Source organism: Pseudoxanthomonas sp. LjRoot204_2, assembly GCF_056175765.1.
Genome location: NZ_JBGFFG010000010.1, coordinates 1 through 19,954, shown reverse-complemented (window position 1 = coordinate 19,954; position 19,954 = coordinate 1). Strand labels below are relative to the sequence as shown.

The window sequence follows — 19,954 nt, the reverse complement described above, 5'->3', positions numbered from 1 at the left end:
CCACGACGATGTCCAGGTCGGTCGCGGCCGTGTCGTCCGGTGCGGCCTCCTGCGCGTGGACCTGCATCGAGAACGCGAGCCCGGCGGCGATCGAGGCCGAAAGGATCGAGGTGCGGTACTTCATGATGTCTCTCCCATCATTGTTTTTAGAGTTCCGGCAGCCATCGCTCGCGCTGTTCCGCCGTGCTTGGTACTTCGATGTCGCCTGGCGTTGCACGTATCCCCTGCACCCCGCCCCTTCCTGCTCCGCGCCTGTGCCGGCGCTTTCCTTCATGTGTCTCCGTCGCGATCCAGGTACCACCGGGCCGCGCCGATGACGCCCAGCTGCCCGTGCTCCACCAGCTTCACGGGGATGCGTTCGAGCGCCTCGCGCATCGATCCCTTGTTGAGGAATCGCGCGACGAAACTGCTCTGGATCAGGAATCCGCGGATCTTCGGCAGGATGCCGCCGGCGAGGTACACGCCGCCCTGCACGCCGTACAGCAGCGCCATGTCGCCGACGACGCTGCCGAGCAGGCCGCAGAACACATCGAGGCTTTCGCGCGCCAGCGGGTCGTCGCCCGACAGCGCGGCGGCCGTGACCTGGCCCGGGTGCGTGTAGGCCGAAGGCGCGGCGCCGCGGACGGCGCACAGCGCGGCATGCAGGTTCAACAGGCCGGGGCCGGACAGCGCCTGTTCCACCGGCACGTGCGTGCGGGTCTTCAGCATCTCGGCCAGCAGCGCCATCTCGAGCGCGTTGCCGGCGGTGAGCGCGGCCTGGCCGGCTTCCGTCGCCAGCACCACGGCGCGCGGGCCGACCGGGATCCACACCGCCGCGCCCAAACCGGTGCCCGGGCCGAGGATCAGCGTGGGGCCGCGGGTCGGTGCGATCGCCGGGCCGGTGAGCTGCAGCACCTGGCTGGCGTCCACCTGCGCGGCGGCATGCGCCACGGCTTCGAAATCGTTGACCAGGCGGACGTCGTCGAAGCCGAGCTGCGTGCGCAGTTCCGCCAGCGAAAGGCGCCAGGGCAGGTTGTTGGTGATGACGGTGCCGTCTTCCAGCGCATAGCCGGCGCTGGCGATCACGCCACGGGTCACGCGCCCGTGGTCGAGGCCCAGGTGGTGCAGGAAATCCTCGACGATGTCGCCCAGGCCGGCGTGGTCGGCGCAGGCGTACTTGCGGTACTCCAGCACGTGGACCGGCATCCCGGCGTCGCCGCTGCCGCGCACCAGGCCGATGCGGACATGGGTGCCACCGACGTCCGCCGCGATGAAGGCGTCGTGCGCCCCGCGGCTGGCATCTGTCGGCAATGGATTGGCAATGGCGACCACACGTCTCCCCACATGTTCGCGGCCGGGACCCCGTCATCCCGATATGGCCGGAGTGTGGAAAGTGTTTGACAACGTTGTCAAGACTCTGTCATGAAATAGCCGTCTGGCGGCCGAGGCGATGCATGGAACCAACAACAATGCTCGTATTCATTATTCAATTGAGCGCATTGGTGTCACCAATTGCGGCATGCAAAGGCGGAAAAGCGCTAAGTCCTACAGGACTTTATGTTGCGGCGCACTATGCCGGTGCACTCACGGAAGGAAGGCCAGGTCGCTTGGGGACCTCCAAGTTCCGGGGGGCTGCCTGATGGCTTTGACAACGTTGTTCCCGATGTCGCGCGCAGGCGCGACCTCCCACATCGAGGGGATTGCATGAGTACCGCCGCTGGAACCACCCCGCTCCGTTCGCTCGCCATAGTCGGCGTGCTGTTCTTCATCATCGGGTTCTTCACCTGGATCAACGGCCCGCTGATCACCTTCGTGCAGCTCGCTTTCGATCTGGACGAGGTGAATGCCTTCCTCGTACTGATGGTGTTCTACCTGTCGTACTTCTTCCTCGCGTTGCCTGCCGCGGCGCTGCTCAAGCACACCGGCATGAAGAAAGGCCTCGCCGCCAGCCTGTTCGTGATGGCGATGGGGGCGGCGATGTTCGGCGAGTTCTCCACCCAGCGCTGGTACCCCGGTGCGTTGGCCGGCCTGTTCGTGATCGGCGGCGGCCTGGCGCTGCTGCAGACGGCGGTGAACCCCTACGTCAGCATCCTCGGCCCCATCGAGAGCGCCGCGCAGCGCATCGCACTGATGGGCATCTGCAACAAGATCGCCGGCATGCTGGCGCCGCTCGTGCTCGGGACGCTGGTCCTGCATGGCGTGGGCGACCTGGCCGCACAGGTCGCCACAGCCGATGCGGCCGGCAAGGTGGCGCTGCTGGACGCGTTCGCAGCGAAGATCCACCTGCCGTACCTGGTGATGGCCGGCCTCCTGGTCGTGGTCGCCATCGGCATCCTGTTCTCGTCGCTGCCCGAGGTGAAGCCGTCCGAGGTCAATGCCGCGCCCGCGGCCGATGCCGCCGATGGCGCACGTGGCCTGTCGCGCTTCCCGCACCTGTGGCTGGGCGTGCTCTGCCTGTTCCTCTACGTGGGGGTGGAGGTGTTGGCGGGCGACGCGATCGGCACCTATGGAAGGGGCTTCGGCCTGCCGCTGGACCAGACCAAGCTGTTCACCACCTACACCCTGTTCGCGATGCTGGCCGGTTACCTGGTCGGCCTGGCCGTGATCCCGCGCTTCGTGTCGCAGGCACGCTACCTGGCCATTTCCGCCACGCTGGGCGTGCTGTTCGCCCTCGGTGCGCTGCTGACGCACGGCTATGTGTCGGTCGGCTTCGTCGCTGCACTGGGCTTCGCCAACGCGATGATGTGGCCGGCGATCTTCCCGTTGGCGATCAAGGGGCTGGGCCGGCATACCGAGACCGGATCGGCCCTGCTGATCATGGGCATCGCCGGCGGAGCGATCCTGCCGCAGCTGTTCGCGGTGCTGAAGCAGCACTACGACTTCCAGGTCGTGTTCGCCGGACTGGCCATTCCCGGCTACCTGTACATCCTCTACTACGCACTGGCCGGGCACCGCGTGGGCAGCGCGAAACGGGCGGCGACGGGCGTCCCGGAACGCGGCATCATGGCGGACTCGCCTCCATGACGGAAACGCCCATGCGCCGACCCACCATCAAGGACGTCGCCGAACGCGCGAAGGTCTCGCTGAAGACCGTGTCCCGGGTCATCAACAACGAGCCGTCGGTGCTGCAGGGCACGCGTGCGCGCGTGCTGCACGCCATCGCTGAACTGGACTACGAACCGGACCAGTCCGCGCGCAACCTGCGCAGCGGCACGCCGTTCGTGATCGGTCTGGTCTACGACAACCCCAACCCGTACCACATCATCGGCGTGCAGAACGGCGTGCTGGCCGCCTGCAAGGAGACCGGCTTCGGCCTGCAGATCCATCCGGTGGATTCCACCTCGCCGTTGCTGGCCGAGGAGCTCGTGGAATTCGTCCAGCGTTCGCGCCTGGCCGGATTGGTTCTGACCGCGCCGATGTCCGAACGCGCCGACCTGGTGACGGCATTGGCTGCGCGCGGGGTGAAGCTGGTGCGCATCATCGCCGCGACCGAAGATCCGGAAGACGGCTTGCCCTGCGTCTATGTCGATGACCGCGATGCCGCCTACGAGATCACCGAACACCTGATCCAGCTCGGCCACCAGCGCATCGGCTTCCTGTGGGGCGGACTGGCGCACCGGTCGAGTACCGAACGCTATGCCGGTTACGAGAAAGCGTTGAAGGACTACGGCATCACCCTCGACAAGCATCTCGTCGTGCCGGGCGATTACACCTTCGACGACGGTTTCCGCGGCGCGCGCCGCMTGCTGGCACTGCGCGAACCGCCCACGGCGATCTTCGGTTCCAACGATGAAATTGCGGCCGGCGTGCTGGCGGCGGCGAAGTCGGCCGGCATGAACGTGCCTTACGACCTGTCCATCGCCGGTTTCGAGGACAGCCCGTTCTCCAAGCAGTCGTGGCCGCCGCTGACCACCGCCAAGCAGGCCACGCAGGACATCGCCAAGCAGGCGGCGCGCCTGCTGATCGCCGGCCTGCGTACCGATGCCTATGACGACAACCCCACCCCCGTGCACAACCAGGGCTTCGTGCCGCAGTTGGTGGTGCGGGGCTCCACGGCGCCGGTCCGTCCGCGCGCCGACCGACCCGAACCCCTCTCGCCATGACCGACACGCTACTGCCTGCGCCTTCCGACACCCTGATGCACCAGGAGGCGGCCCAGACCGCCGACATCGTCGCCGACCAGTACGCGCGCAACGCCGCGACGGTGAAGGCGCTGGCGGAAGACCTGCGCCGTAATCCTCCACCGTTCGTGGTGACCTGCGCGCGCGGCAGTTCCGATCATGCGGCGACGTATGCGAAGTATCTGTTCGAGACGCAGCTCGGCGTGGTCACAGCGTCGGCGTCGCCGTCGGTGGGGTCGGTGTACGAAGCGAAGCAGCGACTGGCCGATGCGCTGTACGTGGTGATCTCGCAGTCGGGCAAGAGCCCGGACCTGCTGCGCAACGCGAGCGCGGCCAAGGAGGCCGGCGCACGCGTGGTCGCACTGGTGAACGTGGAAGACTCGCCGCTGGCGCAACTCGCCGACACCGTGCTGCCGCTGCGCGCCGGTCCCGAGCGCAGCGTGGCGGCAACCAAGAGCTACCTGGGTTCGCTCGCGGCGATCCTGCAGCTGGCCGCGTACTGGAAGGACGAGGCGCCGCTGCATGCCGCCGCCGATGCCCTGCCCGACGCGCTGCGTCGCGCGTGGCAGGCGGACTGGTCGCCGCTGACCGATGGATTGGTGGGTGCGCACAACCTGTTCGTGCTGGGACGAGGCCTGGGCCTGGCCGCCGCGCAGGAAGCCGCATTGAAATTCAAGGAAACCTGCGGCCTGCACGCCGAGGCCTACAGTTCGGCGGAAGTGAAGCACGGGCCGATGGCGCTGGTGGGTCCGGGTTTCCCGGTGCTCTGCTTCGCCCAGCCGGACGAAACCGAAGCCGGCACGCTGGCGCTGGCGCAGGAATTCCGCGGCCGCGGTGCGCAGGTGTGGGTGGCGTCGCGCCAGGGCGATCTGCCACTGGTCGAGGCACCGCATCCGGCGTGCGCCCCGTTGCTGACCATCCAGAGCTTCTACCGGGCGATCAATGCGCTCGCGCTGCGTCGCGGCCACAATCCGGATGTGCCGCCGCACCTCAACAAGGTCACGGAAACGGTATGAACGCGACGAGCGCCGCCATTGCCCTCTGCAACGCCCGCGTGCTGACACCGGACGGCTTCGTCGAAGGCCTGGCGGTACTGATGCAGGACGGCCGCATCGCCGACCTGCTCGCGGACGATGCGATCCCGTCAGATGCGGTGCGGCACGATCTTCGCGGCGCGACGTTGCTGCCCGGCTTCATCGATGCGCAGGTCAACGGTGGCGGTGGCGCGCTGTTCAACAACGATACGAGTGTGGAGGCGATCCGCACGATCGCGAAGGCGCACCGTCGCTTCGGCACGACCGGCCTGTTGCCGACCTTGATCAGCGACGATGCCGACGTGATGGCGCGCGCGATCGCGGCGACACGCGACGCCATCGCGCAGGGCGTGCCGGGCGTGCTCGGCATCCACCTGGAGGGCCCGTACATCGCGCCCGCGCGCAAGGGCACGCACGATGCGGCGAAGTTCCGCGTGCCCGGCGCGGACGAAATCGCGATGGCGACGTCGCTCGACAACGGCGTGACCCTGCTGACCCTTGCGCCCGAACAGGTGCCGACCGGCACCATTCGCACCTTGGTGGCGCGCGGTGCGATCGTCGTCGCCGGCCACACGGCGGGCAGCTACGAACAGATCCGCGCCGGCATCGACGCGGGCGTGTCGGGCTTCACCCATCTCTACAATGCGATGTCGCCGTTGCAGGGCCGCGAACCGGGCGCGGTCGGTGCTGCGCTGGAGGACGACGGCTGCTGGTGCGGCGTGATCGTCGATGGCGTGCACGTGCATCCGGCCAGCCTGCGCGTCGCGTTGGCGGCCAAGCCGCGCGGCAAGGTGGTCCTGGTCACCGATGCGATGCCGATGGTCGGTTCGGACGACCCGTCGTTCGATCTGTATGGCGAAACCATCACCGCCGTCGACGGCGTGGTACGCAACGCAGCCGGCGCGTTGGCGGGTTCGGCGCTGGACATGATCACCGCCGTGCGCAACTGCGTGCGGCTGCTCGGCCTGCCGCTGGACGAGGCGGCGCGCATGGCGTCCACCTATCCTGCCGACGTCCTCGGCCTGGGTGGGACGCACGGCCGCATCGCACCCGGCTACCGCGCCGACCTGGTGGCGCTGGACGCCGACCTGCAGATCGTCGGCACGTGGATCGGCGGCGCCTGATCCCGCGCGCATGAGCGTCGCTCCGGCCCGGTTCGCGTCCGTCGATGCACTGCGCGGCCTGACGGTCGCCGCGATGCTGCTGGTCAACACGCCGGGCGACTGGTCGCATGTCTACGCGCCGCTGCTGCACGCGGAATGGCATGGCGTGACACCGACCGACCTGGTGTTCCCGTTCTTCCTCTTCATCGTCGGCGTATCGATCTCGCTGGGCATCGTGCCGCGTAGCGAAACAGGTGTGGCGCATGGCGTGCTGGTGCGCGCGCTGCTGTGGCGCGCGGCGAAGATCGTCGCGCTCGGCCTGGCGCTGCACCTGCTGGCGTACCTGATGCTGGACCGTCCGCAGTTCCGCCCCTGGGGCGTGCTGCAGCGGATCGGCCTGTGTTTCGCTGCGGCCGGCCTGATCGCGCTTTACGTGAAGCCTCGCCTGCAGTGGGCATTGATCGGCGCGGTCCTGCTCGGCTACTGGGCGCTGCTCGCGTCGTCCGGCTATGCCGGCTACACGAACCTGCCGGCACGCGTGGATACGGTGTTGTTCGCACCGTGGCTGTACCAGTGGGATGCGACGCTCGCGCGCGGGCAGGATCCAGAGGGGTTGCTGAGCACGTTGCCCGCCATCGCCACCACGCTGTTCGGCGTGCGGGCCGGCGCTTGGTTGCGGGGCGGTGCGCTGCGCACGCTGGTGCTGGCCGGCATGGCGGCCGTGGCCCTCGGACTGGCATGGAGCAGTGTGTTTCCATTGAACAAGGCGCTGTGGACGTCGTCGTTTGCGCTGTTCTCCGCCGGCTGCGCATCGCTTGCGCTGGCGCTCGCCCATGCGGCGGTGGACCGGCAGGGGTGGCCGGCGGTGGGGCGGCGCTTCGGTGTGAATGCCATCGCCGCCTATGTCGGCGCCGCCGTGATGACGTACGTACTGCTCGCGCTTGGCTGGATGGAGCCGCTGTACCGGGTCGGATTCGCCAACTGGATGACGCCGCGCTTCGGACCGTACCTGCCGTCGCTGGCGTTCGCGCTGGCCTTCGTCGGTGTCTGGTGGTTGCTTCTGGCGATCATGGACCGGCGCGGGTGGTATCTTAGAATCTGACTCCTGACCAAACGCGGTCCATGGATAAGGACGCTCAATCTGATGTGCGACATCACTAGGAGGAAAGAATGGCGAGTCGGATGCAGGCTTTTGTGATCGCGGGATTTTTGCTGGCAGCGTGCTCAGCTGAGCCTTCGGGTGACGACAAGACTAGGGTGCTGGTCTCAGAGTCAGTTGACGGGACTGTGACGCCCGCCGATCTTGCGTTGCCACTTCCTCGATTCGGTGCAGGCACCACAGCGTCGGCCGAGCAATCGATGTTGGCTGCAGAACATGAGGTCAGAATCACGGGAGGAAACTCACCGGTGATGGCGATGCCGGACTCGCGATTTTCAATGACTGAAAAAGGGCGATTCAGGCAACCGAGGGCGATGGCGTTCCTTAGCGAGGATCTGTTGCTGGTCGCAGAATTTCCGCGGACCCTGAAGCTCATGCGCGTTGCCGATGGAAGTGTGCACAGGGTGACGGGTGTGCCTGACGAATACTTCATCAACTCGCTCGTCGATGTGGTGGCACACCCTGACTTTTCCGAAAACCAGATCGTTTATCTGTGTACGATCGTGCGCGGCGCGAGCGGGCGCGATTCCCTCGGGGTGAAGCGGGCGCAGCTGATTCTCGGCCAGGATGGAATCTACTATTTGGTGGGACTGCAGGACATCGTGGCGAGTCTTGCCGGCTTTTCGTCGCAAGAGTATGGCTGCCGCATGGCGTTTGACGGCGATGGAAAACTGTATGTATCCGGGCCATTCCGAGGCGGAACCCAATCCCTGACATTGGACGATGGCAAGATATTCCGCGTAGGAGATGATGGACAAGTTCCTGCCGACAATCCGTTCGTCGAACTTGATGACTATTACGCGAAATATTTCTGGTCGCTGGGTCACCGTCGGCCCGATGCGATGGCGGCGGACACAGCCGGACGCATCTGGGTACTGGAGCATGGGGGAAATGCTGCAGATGAACTGAATCTCTTGGAGCGCGCAGGAAACTACGGGTATCCGGTGGTTGCGAAAGATAGTCCGACGCTGCCCCAGCATGAGACTCAGCCGTCTTTCATCGCGCCAAAGTTTTGGTGGAAGGACCGGATTGGTCCTGCGAGCATGATTGTCCACTCAGGGGAAATGTTCCCCGAGTTGCAGGGAAATGCGTTGGTGAGCGGTGAGCTGATCTCCAGCATCATTCATGTGAAGCTCAACGGAGAAGACGTGAATGAAGTCTCTCGGATTGGAATGCTCAAACCAATCAAAGAGATCGAGGAAGCGCCGGACGGGTCTATATGGGCCATCGAGTTCGGGGCGGAAGCTCGGCTTTGGAGATTGGCTTCGCCCTTGAATTGAGCGAATGAACGCGCTCCAGCTTTCGCTGATACTTGGATATCACGTCTTCTTCGCGTCGTTGGAGTAAAAAGGCCAGAGCCCCGTCCGGAGTTATCCCGATGAGAAAGTCGTCGCTATTCATCTGCTGCGCGTTGCTGACGGCCTGCCAAAGGGAGACTCCAGACCAGAACGGAGCGTCCGTCATACTGGCATCGCGATCCGTGTCGGAGGAGGTAGTTGTCTCGCAATTTGTGCGATATGACGTCCTGCCGCCACTTGTGGAGGCTGCCGACAATAGTCGGGTAACGGCACGTCTGTCGCGCGCCCTTCAGGTCCCCGACCCGCCGTTCACAAGTACGCCGGTCGCCACGTTCAACGAGCCCTGGGCGATGACGTTCCTGCCGGACGGTCGCCTGCTGTTGACCGAGAAGTCCGGAAAGCTCCGCCTGGTCAACGTCGCGAGCGGCCAGGTCGGCGAGATCATCGGGGTGCCGACGGTCGCCTACGGCGGGCAAGGGGGATTAGGTGACGTGCTGCTGCATCCCCGCTTCGCCGACAACCGGCTGGTCTATGTCAGCTATGCGGAAGCCGGCAGCGGCGGCACGCGCGGCGCTGCCGTGGCGCGCGCCACGCTGCAGCTCGATGCCAGTGGCAATGGCGGAAGCCTGTCCAACCTGCAGGTGATCTGGCGCCAGTTGCCGAAGGTGTCGGGTTCGAACCACTACGGACACCGGCTCGCTTTCGGAGCGGACGGCAAGTTGTGGATCACCTCGAGCGAGCGCGATCAGCAGACGCCTGCACAGGACCTGCAGTCCTCGCTCGGCAAGCTGATCCGGCTCAACGACGATGGCAGCCTGCCGCCGGACAATCCGTTCGCGGCGCAGGGCAGCATTGCGGCGCAGGTGTGGAGCCTGGGCCACCGCAACCTGCTCGGCATCGCCTTCGATCCGTCGGGACAGCTGTGGACGCATGAAATGGGACCGTCGGGCGGCGACGAGCTGAACCTGATCGAACGCGGCGCTAACTATGGCTGGCCCGTCGTGTCCAACGGCGACCAGTACGATGGCACTCCGATCCCGGACCACGTGACGCGACCGGACTTGAACGCGCCCGAGGCCTGGTGGTCGCCGGTCATCGCGCCGGCGGGCTTCGTCATCTACACCGGCAACCTGTTTCCCTGGTTCCGCGGCAAGGGCTTCATCGGCGGCCTGGCCTCGCAGGCGCTGGTCGAGATCGAATTCACCGGCACGCAGGCGCGCGAAGCGCGGCGCTATCCGATGGGGCGGCGCATCCGCGAGGTCGAACAGGGGCCGGACGGCGCGCTGTGGTTGCTGGAGGACGGCGCCGGCGGGCGGTTGCTGAAGCTCACGCCCAACCGCAGCTGATCAGGCCGTGCCGCCGTCCGTGCGCGTCTCGCGGCCGTTGCGGATGTCCAGGTACAGGCTGTAGGCGGCGGTGAACGCCGGCAGCAGGTTCTGCAGCACGCCCACCGCATCCTGCTTGGACGAGAACAGGAAGTAGCTCAGCGCCATCAGGCTGCCGGCCAGGCTCATGTACCAGAACAGGCGCGGGATGACGGGCCGGCGGGCGCGCCGCGAGGCGACGAACTGCACCACCCAGCGCGCGYCGAACATGGCGGCGCCGGTCAGGCCGATCAGCTTCCAGGGCGTCATGTGCAGGCCGGTCCAGCCCAGCCAGACGAGTTCCTGGTCCATCGCGCTCATGGCTTGCGCCCCGCGTTGATCTCGCTGATCGCGGTGACGTGGCTGCGCTGGATCAGCCACGAGACGCCCATGAGATCGCGCACGCCCACGAGGGCGCGCCCGAGGTTGGTGTACTTCGACTGCCCCGACCCACGCGGCCGGTGCGAGACCGGCACGCTGACGGTTTTCCAGCCCGCGCGCTGCATCAGCGCGGGCAGGTAGCGATGCATGTGGTCGAAATAGGGGAGGTCCAGGAAGGCGGCGCGCTCGAACAGTTTGATGCCGCAGCCGGTATCCGGCGTGTCGTCGCGCAGCAGGCGCTGCCGGATGCGGTTGGCCCAGCGCGACGCCCAGCGCTTGCTGGCGGTGTCCTTGCGGTCGACGCGCCAGCCGGCGAACAGCTTGGTCTGTGCATCGGCGGCGTCGCGCGCGGCGAGCAGCTTCGGGATGTCGCCGGGGTCGTTCTGGCCATCGCCGTCCAGCGTCGCGATCCACGGCGACAGGGCCTGCTTCACGCCGGTACGGATCGCCGTGCTCTGCCCGCTGCGGCGATGGTGCACCAGCACCCGCAGCTCGGGGACCTCGGCCTTCAGGGCCGTCAGCACGTCGCGGGTGTCGTCGTCGGACTGGTCGTCCACGCACACGATGTCGAAGGCGACGTGGCCGCGCAGGTGGCGTACCACTTCCTCGACCAGCGGCCCGATGTTGCCGCGCTCGTTGAAGACGGGAATGACGACGGACAGACTCGTCATGGGGCTGCTTGCTGGGGAAGGGAGGGTCATCGTCCACTCCGGCAGGTCAGGAAAATGTCGTGGTCCGGCCGGTAGAGGGCCGTCTTCACGTCGGTCAGCCCCAGCATCGTGTGGAACAGGTCGTCATGGCTGCGCTGGCCGGCCGCCTGGCGGCGCAGGCAAGTGTCGTCCAGACCGGTCGCCTTGCGCCAGCCTTCGGAGAACCAGGCGACCATCGGCACCTGCAACTGCTCGCGGGGGGCGATCGAATACGGCATGCCGTGCAGGTACAGCCCGTTCTCGCCCAGTGACTCGCCATGGTCGGAGACGTACAGCAGGGCTGTGTCGTAATCCTCCATGCCGGCGAGCGCATCGATGGCCCCGGCCAGTACGTGGTCGGTGTAGCGCAGCGCATTGTCGTACGCATTGACGATCTGCGCCCGCGAGCACCGGCCCAGGTCCGAGGTCTCGCAGACGGGCTGGTACACCTTGAAGGCTGGCGGATAGCGTTCGAAATACGTGGGTCCGTGGTTGCCCAGCATGTGCAGCACGATCACCTGATCGCCCGCGTTGCGGCGCGCGGCGTCTGCGAGGCCGGTAAGCAGGATGCCGTCTTCGCAGCGCTTGCCGTCGCACAGCGCGGGGTCGTTGCGTGCGTGCAGGTCCTCCACCGGCAGTCCGTTGCATACGCCCTTGCAGCCGGACTGGTTGTCCCGCCACAGCGTGGCCACGCCCGCACGCTGCAGCACGTGCAGCAGCGACTGGTGCCCGCGGATCTCCTTCTCGTCGTAGTGCTCGCGCCCGTATGGCGAGAACATGCAGGGCAGCGATACCTCGGTGCTGCTGCCGCAGGCGGCGACATGGGGGAAATTGAGTACGCCGCGCCGCGCCAGCTCCGGCGTGGTCTGGCGCGCGTAGCCGTTGAGGCCCCAGTTGGCGGCGCGGGCCGTCTCGCCTACGACCAGCACCACCAGGCGGGGGCGGCGCATGGTGGCGGCCGGCGACTGCATGGCGTCTTCGCCGATCGGCAGCTGCACGCGCGCCTTGCCCGGCGCCTCCTCGCTGACCACCTTGGCCAGCGATACCAGCACGTTGGCGGGCGTGACCAGGTAGCGTACTTCGCGCTGGTTGCGCAGGAAGGCGGTGAGCGGCTGGATCGAGGGCAGCACGCCGAGCGCGCCGACCACCACCATGCCACCGAGGAACAGCACGCGTGCCAGCAACGTGCGCGACCACGTGCGGGGACGCAGGCGCACGCGCCACACCACGAGCAGCGCGGGAACGGATGCCAGCAGCGRCAGCACGGCATCGGCGCCGGCCAGGTCGCTCRCCTCGCGCCAGTCGGTATGCAGCACGTTGCGGACCATGTCGGCATCGATGTAGATGCCGTAACTGGCCATGTAGTGGCCGGCCAGGGCCGCCACCACCACCAGCACCGACAGCACCCAGCGCGCGGTATGTCGCCAGACCAGCAGCGACAGCCACACGCCATGCACGGCGGTGACCAGGAGGAACAGCGACAGCGTCCACATACCGTGCGTCCACGGCTGGGGTGCGGCGGCGCGCCAGAATTCCGCGTTGGCGAACAGGCTGAAGTACAGGCACGCGAACAGGATCAGCGTTTCCGTGTGCAGTCGCGGCCGCACGGCGAGCAGGGCAAGCAGGCGTTGCCCGCGCGAGCCGGCGTGCGCGTGCTCGACGACCGACGCGCTCATGCCTGCTTCTCCCGAGGGGACGGTGCGGACAGGGCGTCCACGCCCCAGGCCACCGTCCAGCACACCGCCAGGCTGGCGATGTCGTGCGAGAGGAAATGCGCCCCGCGCAATTGCTGTGCTGCACCGAACACGGCACCGGCCACCAGGCCGACGGCGAGCCCGGCCCGGCGCCAGCGCGGTGCCACCTGCGACAGGAAGAAATACAGCGCCACCCAGGCATAGCCGCCCGCGGCATGTGCGGCGGGAAAACACGCGGCGGGCGGCATCGTCGCGGGCCGTGCTTCGAACAACGCCACGAACGCCCGGTCGCCTCCCAGGCCTGCCAGGTCCCAGGGGCAGTCCATGTGGGTCAGGGCCTTCAACGCGGCCACGCAGGCCACCGATGCGAAGACCGACAGCAGCAAGCGCGCCGCCGGCCGCGTCCACGCCTGCGAGACCGGCGAACGCCAGTGCAGCAGCGTGGCGACGAGCACGCCGGCCCAGGCCGCCTGGCTCAGGAGCCGGCCGCCACGATGCAGCGCCGCTTCCAGCAGCACGCTGCGCTTGAGCGACCAGGCGTCGCCTTCCCAGTGGAACAGCCCGTGGGCCACCGCCAGGTCCACATGGCGTGCGAGCCACCACGCGAGCAGCAGCACCGCCAACGACCACGGCAACCGCCACGACGGTCGGGCAAGGGAACGCGAGAGGGGGCGGACCGGGAAGGACGACATGCGGCAGGCGGCGAGCGGAACGTGCACGCATGCTGGTGGCGGTTACGTCGTAGCGCGGTCGGACGCGCGTCGGAGCCGCGTTAAGAGACGCACGCAAATGGGCGTGCGTGGTCCCGGGTTGCCGCCGATTCAGTCTTCGCTGACGTCCGCCGACCAGTCGGTCGGGACCTCGCAGCCCGGGATCCATGCCGCGCTCGGGGCCAGAATCCATGCGCGCCGGTTGGACGCACCGATGTCCACCACCTTCGCCGGGTCCAGGCAGGGTCCGATGGCTTCCTTGCGCAGGAACAACCAGCGCTGCGCAGGTGCTTCCAGCAACCACGTATGCGCGTGCTGCCATTGCGCGGCCCAGGGTTGCTTGAAGCCGAAGTCGGTGACCGGGCGGTCGGCCTGCAGCAGGTGCTGTTCGCGCCAGCCCAGCATGGCCAGTTCGGCCTGGGGGCCGATCCGTTCCCCGACGCGCTGCATCAGGGCCTTCGCCGAACTGTCGGGACTGAGCGCCGGCATGAAGCCCATGCCATACGCCGTCCACAGCGCCGCGGTGACCGCGACCAGTGCCACGGCCACCCGTCGTCGCGCCGCGACCATCACCACGACCGCCACGGCCGCGAAACCGGCCAGCCATCGCCCCAGCTGCGCCACTGTATCCATGTCCATGCCGCGGCCATCGACCAGCGCATGCACGCGCGCCGGCGACGCGGTGAGCAGCCACAGCCCCAGTCCACCGGCGACCGCCACGAGCACCGCCAGGTACGACCACAGCACCGYSCGYACGCCRCGMCGGCGYAGCAASCCGGCCARCAACGGCGACGCCGCCACCGCCAATGCCGGCAGCATGGGGAAGACATAGACCTCGCGCTTGCCCGGGCTGGCACTGAAGAACACCAGCACCAGCACCGCCCAGCCCAGCAGCAGCGCATGCCGGGGGTCCACGCGGCGCAGGCGTCGCCACCACGCCGGCACCAGCCAGGGTGCCAGCAGGACGCCCGGCAGCCACAGCGTCAGCATCGTCTGCAGGTAGTACCAGGCCGGCTTCACGTGGTGCCAGGCATTGGCATAGCGCGTGCCGGTCTGCTTGAAGAGCATTTCGCGCGCGTACGCGTGCAGCGCGGGATCGGACGAGGTCAGCGCGACCGACAGCATCGGCACCAGCCACACTCCGGCGCCGGCGACGAAGCCCGCCACGCCCGCCAGCGCGTGCACGCCACGATGCGGCGGCAGCGCGCGGCGCGACCTCCACCGCGCCCACAGCCAGGGCACGAAGACCAGCAGCGGCAGGAAGCCCACGCCCTTGGTCACCGTGCCCAGCCCCGCCGCGAAGGTGCCCAGCGCCAGCAGCCACGCGCGCGGCGTTTCCAGCAGGTAGCGCATCAGCGCCCACAGCGACAGCGTGGTCATGCCCACCAGCACCATGTCGATCTGCGCCCGCTTGGCCTGCAGCGCGAACTGCAGGCACACGAACAGGCCGAACACCGCGTAGGGCACGGCGCGGCGGCCCCACAGCCGGCGCGCCAGATCGCCGGACAGCCACAGCGTCAGCAAGGCCGCCAGCAGCGAGGGCAGCAGGAAGGCCACGTGCCAGTCGCGCACCAGCAGATAGCTGGCCGCCTGCAGCCACATGAAGGTCGGGGGCTTTTCCGCGTACAGCTCGATGCCCCGGTGCGGGAACAGCCATTGCCCGCTCTCGACCATCGTCCGCGCCGCCAGCACGAAGCGCGGCTCGTCGGCCGGCATCGGTTCGCGCAGGCCCAGGCCCGCCAACAGCGCCCACACCACCAGAGCGATCAACAACGGGGTCTGCCAGCGGGGGGCGTGTCGGAGCGGCGTCGGTCGCATCGGCAGGGTCGGCGGTCGGCAGTCGGGCGCATGATCGTGGATCATGCGGCGTAAGAGAACCGTCGGAGTTCCGACGGCGTTTCGACGTCCGGCCTGCGATGCTGCCGGTCCTCCTCCCTTCGCGCGGGCCCTGCCGATGCGGCTGCTGGTGATCGAAGACAACCGGAACCTGGTCGCGAACCTGTTCGACTACTTCGAGGCGCGCGGCCACACCCTGGACGCGGCACCCGACGGCGTGACCGGCCTGCACCTGGCCGCCACGCAGGCGTACGACGCCGTCGTGCTGGACTGGATGCTGCCGCGGCTGGAGGGTCCGGAGGTCCTGCGCCGGTTGCGCGAGGACCATGCCTCCGACGTGCCGGTCATCATGCTGACGGCGCGCGACGAACTGCCGGACAAGATCTCCGGTTTCCGCGCGGGGGCCGACGACTACCTGACCAAGCCGTTCGCGCTGCCGGAACTGGAGGTCCGCCTGGAGGCGTTGCTGGCGCGCGTGCAGGGCCGGCAGCGGCGCAAGCTGCTGCAGGTGCACGATCTGACCCTCGACCTGGCCACGCTGGAGGTCATGCGCGCCGGACAGGCGCTGCACCTGTACCCCGCATGCCGCAAATTGCTGGAAACGCTGATGCAGGCGAGTCCGGCGGCCGTCACCCGCCAGCAACTGGAACATGCCCTGTGGGGCGACGATCCGCCCGACGGCGACATGCTCCGTTCGCACATCTACGAACTCCGGCGCAGCGTGGACGGCCCGTTTCCGGTCAAGCTGATCCATACGCTTCCCCGCACCGGCTACCGGCTCRCCGTGCCCCACGGGACGACGGAGGCATGAAGCGCCACCGCAGCCTGAGCGGGCAGATCCGGCGGCTGCTGGGCGGCTACGCCGTGCTGCTGGCCGCGGTGATCCTGCTGGTCTTCGCGGACGACTTCCTCGAGGACCGGGTCTGGAAGTCGCTGCTCCACCGGGAGATCGCCGAACACCTCGCGCGCCGGCAGGCCGATCCGCACCATCGCTGGCAGGACACGGACGCCGTGCAGCTCTACGGCGTGCCCGGCCGTCCGCCGCCGCCGGGCCTGTCGATGCTGCCTGCGGGCGTCCATGACGACTTCTGGTTCGACGGGCGCGAAAACGTGGTGCTGGTCGAGCGCGTGGACGGCGTGCAGTACTTCGTCGTGCGCGACATCACCGGGATCGAAGCCATCGAGGACGCGCTGATCATCGGCTCGCTGGGGCTGGCGCTGGTCATGCTGGTGGTGATCGGCGTGATGGTGGCGCGCGGCGTCGGCAATTCGTTGCGGCCGCTGTCCGACTTGGCCGACGACATCGATGCACTGTCGCCCGACCACGCGGGCCAGCGCATCGCGGTCGCGCGGGACGCCAGTGCGGAGCTGCATGTCATCACCAACGCGCTCAATGACTATCTGCGCCGCCAGGACGCGTTCGTCGAGCGCGAGCGCGTCTTCATCGACACCGCCAGCCACGAGCTGCGCACGCCCATCGCCGTCATCGCGGGCGCCAGCGAGCTTGCGCTGGACCAGACGGGACTGCCCGCGCCCGCTCGCCAGCAGGTGCAACGCATCCACCGCACCGCGCGCGACGTGGAACGGCTGATCGGCTTGCTGCTGGCCCTGGCGAAGGATCCGGCACGCCTCTCGCGCGCCACGGAAGTCGTGCCGTTGCACGAGTTGCTCCCCGACATCATCGACGACCACCGCCACCTGATGGCAGGCAAGGACCTGTCGGTCGTCATCGACGCGCTCGCGCCATGCAGCGTGACCGCGCCGTTGCACATCGTGCAGGCCGCGATCGGCAATCTGCTGCGCAACGCCATCGAGAACAGCGACAGGGGCCAGATCCACGTGGCGCTGGACGCGGACGCCACCGTCACCGTGCAGGATCCCGGCCATGGCATGACGCCGGAAGAGATCAGCCGCATCTATGCGCACCTGGCGCGGGGCGGCAGCCGCGAGGGCGGCGGCATCGGCCTGGACCTGCTGGCGCGCCTGTGCGAACACTTCGGGTGGACACTGTCCATCCAGTCCGCCCCGGGTCGCGGCACGATCAGCCGCCTGCGGATCGCGCGTTGACGCCGGGCTTCGCCGGCACGCGCTAGCATCGTCCCGCCTTTCCCGGAGGACACTGTCATGAAGCGGCCGTTGTTCTGCCTGTCCCTGGTGCTGCTGTCGGCCTGCCAGCCCTCGGCACCGCCCGCGCCCCCTGTAACGCCGGCCTCCACGCCTCCGGTCTCGGCGGCGCCCGTGGCACCCCCCGCACCCACGCCTGCGGCCGAAGCGCCCGCATTGTCACCGCCATCGTTCGATTGCGCCAAGGCGCAGGCGGTCGCCGAGCGCTTGGTCTGCGGCGACGCCGAACTCGCCGCGCTGGATCGGCAACTGGCCAGGCGTTACGCCGACGCCAGGGACACGGACCCTGCCACGCAGCGCGGCTGGGCCAAGGGGCGCGACGACTGCTGGAAGGCCGATGACCTTCGCCTGTGCGTGCTGGAGTCCTATCGGACGCGGCTGGTCGAGCTGGCCATCGCGGCGCCCGGCGTCGTGGTGCCGAAGACCGTGGAATACCGATGCAGCGACAACCGCCTGCCTTTCACGATGGTGTACTACAACGACATCGATCCGCAGGCGGCGGTGATGACCTGGGGCAACGACCAGGCGATCGTGTTCCCGCAACCGGCCGCCAGCGGTGCGAAGTACGGCCGCGTCGGCATCGAGTACTGGGAGCACCAGGGCGAAGCGTCGGTCGATTTCTTCGGCAACAAGCTGACCTGCAAGCCGGTGGAATGACGAACGCTGACGCGCCCGCCGGCGTGGCGGGCGCGTCCGTGCCGCGTCGGCGCTGTCAGCGCACGCGGCGGTAGCGGACTTCGTTCTGGCGATCGCCGACCTGCGTGGTCACCAGGCCATCGCGCGACGGGTCGATGTCGAACGCGGTATTCCCCACGTTGAGCCGGCCGTCGTTGATCCAGCCGTCGACCGTCTGGTCGCGCGTGCGGGCCGTGGCGCGGCCATCCGCGGTGATCGTGAGGGTGACGTCGCGGTCGTACACTGCGTTGTAACCCTCGAACGTGCCGATCATCCACGACGGCACGTACGAGCTGTGCCGGGCACCCTGGTAGCGGTCGTCGTCGTACTTGTCGTCCGTCTTGTTGGCGTTGTGTGCGATCGCGCCGAGGATYGCCGCACCGATCAGCACGCCCGCCGCAACCTTGGCGTCATGGTCGTCGCCGTGGTGCCCGGACGAGCTGGTGTGCACGCGGAAGGTCGCCCGGCAGCCATCGTCCACCCAGATCTCCCGACGGTTGTAATCCCAGGTGCGGCCTTGCGTGCAGGACGTACTGGACAGCTGCCGGTCGAGCGTCACGTAGCCCGCGGTGGTGATCGAACAGCTCTGGTAGCGATCATTGCGGCTTTCGCAGGTCACGTAGTCGTCGGCGCGTGCATCGGCGCCCCAGAGGCCGGCACCGGCGAGACAGACGGACAGCAGGAGGCGCGTGCGTTCCATGACGGGTCCTTCGTGTGATGGTGGGAGGGCGCGGCTCCCCCGGCCGCGGCGACACGATACCGTGCTCCCCTGCGGACGGGAGACGGAATGGCCGACCGTCCGTCAGCCGTCCGCCGTCCGCCGTCCGCCGTCAGCCGTCAGCCGTCAGCCGTCAGCCGTCAGCCGTCAGCCGTCAGCCGTCAGCCGTCAGCCGTCAGCCGTCCGCCGTCAGCCGTCAGCCGTCAGCCGTCCGCTGCTGCCTGATGGCCAGCACGCGCGCCGCCTGCAGGGCTTCGCCGATCTGCACGCCCGACATGCCCTCGCGCACCACATCGCGCGCGCCGACCCGCAATGCGGCTTGGTGCAGGCGCACCAGTGCACGCCCCTGCGGATAGTCGGCCTGCCGCTGTCCCCCGCGGCCACGCTTGTCCGCTTCGCAGACGGTCGCCAGCCACGGGATGCGTTCGGGTCGCCGGAATGCATCGCAGCGGGTAAGCAGTTCCACCACGGTGGCATCGCGCAGCTCGGCGAGGCGGTGCACGTTGAGGTGCTCGCGGCATGCCATCACGGCCAGTTCGCGGTAGTCCACCGGCACCTTCAGTCGTTCGCACAGTGCCATCACCGGCTTCACCCCGGCATGTTCATGGCCGATGTGCTTCGGCAGTACCGCGGCCGGCGTCAGGGCCTTGCCCAGATCGTGCACCAGCGCGGCGAAGCCGATGCGCGCATCGCCCGGCGCGAGTTCCGCCGCCATGTCGCTGACCATTTCCTGGTGCACGCCGGTATCCACCTCCGGGTGGTATTCCGCGCGCTGCGGCACCCCGTACAGCGCATCCACTTCCGGCAGCACYACCGCCAATGCGTCGCAGGCGCGCAACGTGGACAGGAAGGCGGAGGGCGTCGTGGACGCCAGCGCACGTCGCAGTTCCTGCCACACGCGCTCGGGCACCAGCGCCTCCAGTTCGCCGCTGGCCACCATCGCGCGCATCAGCGCCATCGTCTCAGGCGCGATCGTGAAACCCAGTGATGCAAAGCGCGCCATGAAGCGGGCCGCGCGCAGCACGCGCAACGGATCTTCGGCGAAGGCCGGGCCCACATGCCGCAGCAC

The 19,954-nt window shown here is 68.1% G+C and carries 18 protein-coding genes; 10 read left to right on the top strand and 8 right to left on the bottom strand.

The genetic code is table 11. The features are described from left to right. Positions 1-270: 270 nt before the first annotated feature. Positions 271-1,311 (bottom strand): glucokinase family protein, encoded by a 1,041-nt coding sequence (locus tag AC04L7_RS01090; RefSeq protein ID WP_435996167.1) that lies wholly within the window; start codon positions 1,309-1,311, stop codon positions 271-273. 372 nt (positions 1,312-1,683) lie between these two features. Between AC04L7_RS01090 and AC04L7_RS01085 the strand changes: the two genes are divergently transcribed. The 7 genes from AC04L7_RS01085 to AC04L7_RS01055 all read left to right on the top strand — a co-directional run bounded on the left by AC04L7_RS01085 (position 1,684) and on the right by AC04L7_RS01055 (position 10,040). Continuing rightward, a complete protein-coding gene (locus AC04L7_RS01085) occupies positions 1,684-3,003 on the top strand; it encodes a sugar MFS transporter (RefSeq protein ID WP_435996169.1) in 1,320 nt (439 codons plus the stop codon). A gap of 11 nt (positions 3,004-3,014) precedes the next feature. After that, the gene (locus tag AC04L7_RS01080) at positions 3,015-4,082 is read left to right on the top strand and encodes a LacI family DNA-binding transcriptional regulator (protein ID WP_475512394.1); all 1,068 of its coding nucleotides are present in this window, start codon (positions 3,015-3,017) and stop codon (positions 4,080-4,082) included. After that, the gene (locus AC04L7_RS01075) at positions 4,079-5,116 is read left to right on the top strand and encodes an SIS domain-containing protein (protein ID WP_435996172.1); all 1,038 of its coding nucleotides are present in this window, start codon (positions 4,079-4,081) and stop codon (positions 5,114-5,116) included. The genes AC04L7_RS01080 and AC04L7_RS01075 overlap by 4 nt, the downstream gene beginning before the upstream one ends. Continuing rightward, positions 5,113-6,258, top strand: coding sequence for an N-acetylglucosamine-6-phosphate deacetylase (nagA, locus tag AC04L7_RS01070; protein WP_435996174.1), 1,146 nt, complete (start codon positions 5,113-5,115; stop codon positions 6,256-6,258). Before AC04L7_RS01075 ends, nagA begins: the two co-directional genes overlap by 4 nt. A gap of 10 nt (positions 6,259-6,268) precedes the next feature. Further along, positions 6,269-7,339, top strand: coding sequence for an acyltransferase family protein (locus AC04L7_RS01065; RefSeq protein WP_435996176.1), 1,071 nt, complete (start codon positions 6,269-6,271; stop codon positions 7,337-7,339). A gap of 68 nt (positions 7,340-7,407) precedes the next feature. Continuing rightward, complete coding sequence (locus AC04L7_RS01060; protein ID WP_435996178.1) at positions 7,408-8,676, top strand: PQQ-dependent sugar dehydrogenase; 1,269 nt, start codon at positions 7,408-7,410, stop codon at positions 8,674-8,676. Between the two features lie 293 nt (positions 8,677-8,969). Next, a complete protein-coding gene (locus tag AC04L7_RS01055; protein WP_436000909.1) occupies positions 8,970-10,040 on the top strand; it encodes a PQQ-dependent sugar dehydrogenase in 1,071 nt (356 codons plus the stop codon). On the opposite strand, the gene AC04L7_RS01050 is transcribed toward AC04L7_RS01055, so the two are convergent. From AC04L7_RS01050 to AC04L7_RS01030, 5 genes are all read right to left on the bottom strand, one after another. Continuing rightward, a complete protein-coding gene (locus tag AC04L7_RS01050; RefSeq protein ID WP_475512393.1) occupies positions 10,041-10,379 on the bottom strand; it encodes a lipid-A-disaccharide synthase N-terminal domain-containing protein in 339 nt (112 codons plus the stop codon). Then, positions 10,376-11,110, bottom strand: coding sequence for a glycosyltransferase family 2 protein (locus AC04L7_RS01045; protein WP_296281368.1), 735 nt, complete (start codon positions 11,108-11,110; stop codon positions 10,376-10,378). Before AC04L7_RS01045 ends, AC04L7_RS01050 begins: the two co-directional genes overlap by 4 nt. A 26-nt stretch (positions 11,111-11,136) precedes the next feature. Beyond that, positions 11,137-12,804, bottom strand: a complete 1,668-nt coding sequence (locus tag AC04L7_RS01040; RefSeq protein ID WP_475512392.1) for a phosphoethanolamine transferase — start codon at positions 12,802-12,804, stop codon at positions 11,137-11,139. Next, a complete protein-coding gene (locus tag AC04L7_RS01035; RefSeq protein ID WP_435996184.1) occupies positions 12,801-13,514 on the bottom strand; it encodes a phosphatase PAP2 family protein in 714 nt (237 codons plus the stop codon). The genes AC04L7_RS01040 and AC04L7_RS01035 overlap by 4 nt, the downstream gene beginning before the upstream one ends. A 129-nt stretch (positions 13,515-13,643) precedes the next feature. Then, positions 13,644-15,350 (bottom strand): ArnT family glycosyltransferase, encoded by a 1,707-nt coding sequence (locus AC04L7_RS01030; protein WP_475512391.1) that lies wholly within the window; start codon positions 15,348-15,350, stop codon positions 13,644-13,646. A gap of 136 nt (positions 15,351-15,486) precedes the next feature. Here AC04L7_RS01030 and AC04L7_RS01025 point away from each other — a divergent pair, with 136 nt between their 5' ends. From AC04L7_RS01025 to AC04L7_RS01015, 3 genes are read left to right on the top strand one after another with little or no spacing between them, the layout of a single operon-like run. After that, positions 15,487-16,179, top strand: a complete 693-nt coding sequence (locus tag AC04L7_RS01025) for a response regulator transcription factor (protein ID WP_475512390.1) — start codon at positions 15,487-15,489, stop codon at positions 16,177-16,179. Then, a complete protein-coding gene (locus AC04L7_RS01020) occupies positions 16,176-17,435 on the top strand; it encodes a sensor histidine kinase (RefSeq protein ID WP_435996190.1) in 1,260 nt (419 codons plus the stop codon). Before AC04L7_RS01025 ends, AC04L7_RS01020 begins: the two co-directional genes overlap by 4 nt. A 57-nt stretch (positions 17,436-17,492) precedes the next feature. After that, entirely contained in the window at positions 17,493-18,149 is a 657-nt protein-coding gene (locus AC04L7_RS01015; RefSeq protein ID WP_435996192.1) for an MliC family protein, read from the top strand. A gap of 55 nt (positions 18,150-18,204) precedes the next feature. Here AC04L7_RS01015 and AC04L7_RS01010 read toward each other — a convergent pair whose 3' ends face one another. Further along, the gene (locus AC04L7_RS01010; protein WP_435996194.1) at positions 18,205-18,867 is read right to left on the bottom strand and encodes a DUF3011 domain-containing protein; all 663 of its coding nucleotides are present in this window, start codon (positions 18,865-18,867) and stop codon (positions 18,205-18,207) included. 214 nt (positions 18,868-19,081) lie between these two features. Continuing rightward, positions 19,082-19,954, bottom strand: an 873-nt coding sequence (locus AC04L7_RS01005) for a tRNA nucleotidyltransferase/poly(A) polymerase-related protein (RefSeq protein WP_475512389.1), incomplete at its 5' end; no start/stop codon positions are given.

Bases quoted from the DNA above. Each gene is read 5' to 3' on its own strand.
- AC04L7_RS01020 (WP_435996190.1), top strand. From the start codon at position 16,176: ATGAAGCGCCACCGCAGCCTGAGCGGGCAGATCCGGCGGCTGCTGGGC.
- AC04L7_RS01065 (WP_435996176.1), top strand. From the start codon at position 6,269: ATGAGCGTCGCTCCGGCCCGGTTCGCGTCCGTCGATGCACTGCGCGGC.
- AC04L7_RS01085 (WP_435996169.1), top strand. From the start codon at position 1,684: ATGAGTACCGCCGCTGGAACCACCCCGCTCCGTTCGCTCGCCATAGTC.
- AC04L7_RS01015 (WP_435996192.1), top strand. From the start codon at position 17,493: ATGAAGCGGCCGTTGTTCTGCCTGTCCCTGGTGCTGCTGTCGGCCTGC.
- AC04L7_RS01060 (WP_435996178.1), top strand. From the start codon at position 7,408: ATGGCGAGTCGGATGCAGGCTTTTGTGATCGCGGGATTTTTGCTGGCA.
- AC04L7_RS01075 (WP_435996172.1), top strand. From the start codon at position 4,079: ATGACCGACACGCTACTGCCTGCGCCTTCCGACACCCTGATGCACCAG.
- AC04L7_RS01035 (WP_435996184.1), bottom strand. From the start codon at position 13,514: ATGTCGTCCTTCCCGGTCCGCCCCCTCTCGCGTTCCCTTGCCCGACCG.
- nagA (WP_435996174.1), top strand. From the start codon at position 5,113: ATGAACGCGACGAGCGCCGCCATTGCCCTCTGCAACGCCCGCGTGCTG.
- AC04L7_RS01045 (WP_296281368.1), bottom strand. From the start codon at position 11,110: ATGACGAGTCTGTCCGTCGTCATTCCCGTCTTCAACGAGCGCGGCAAC.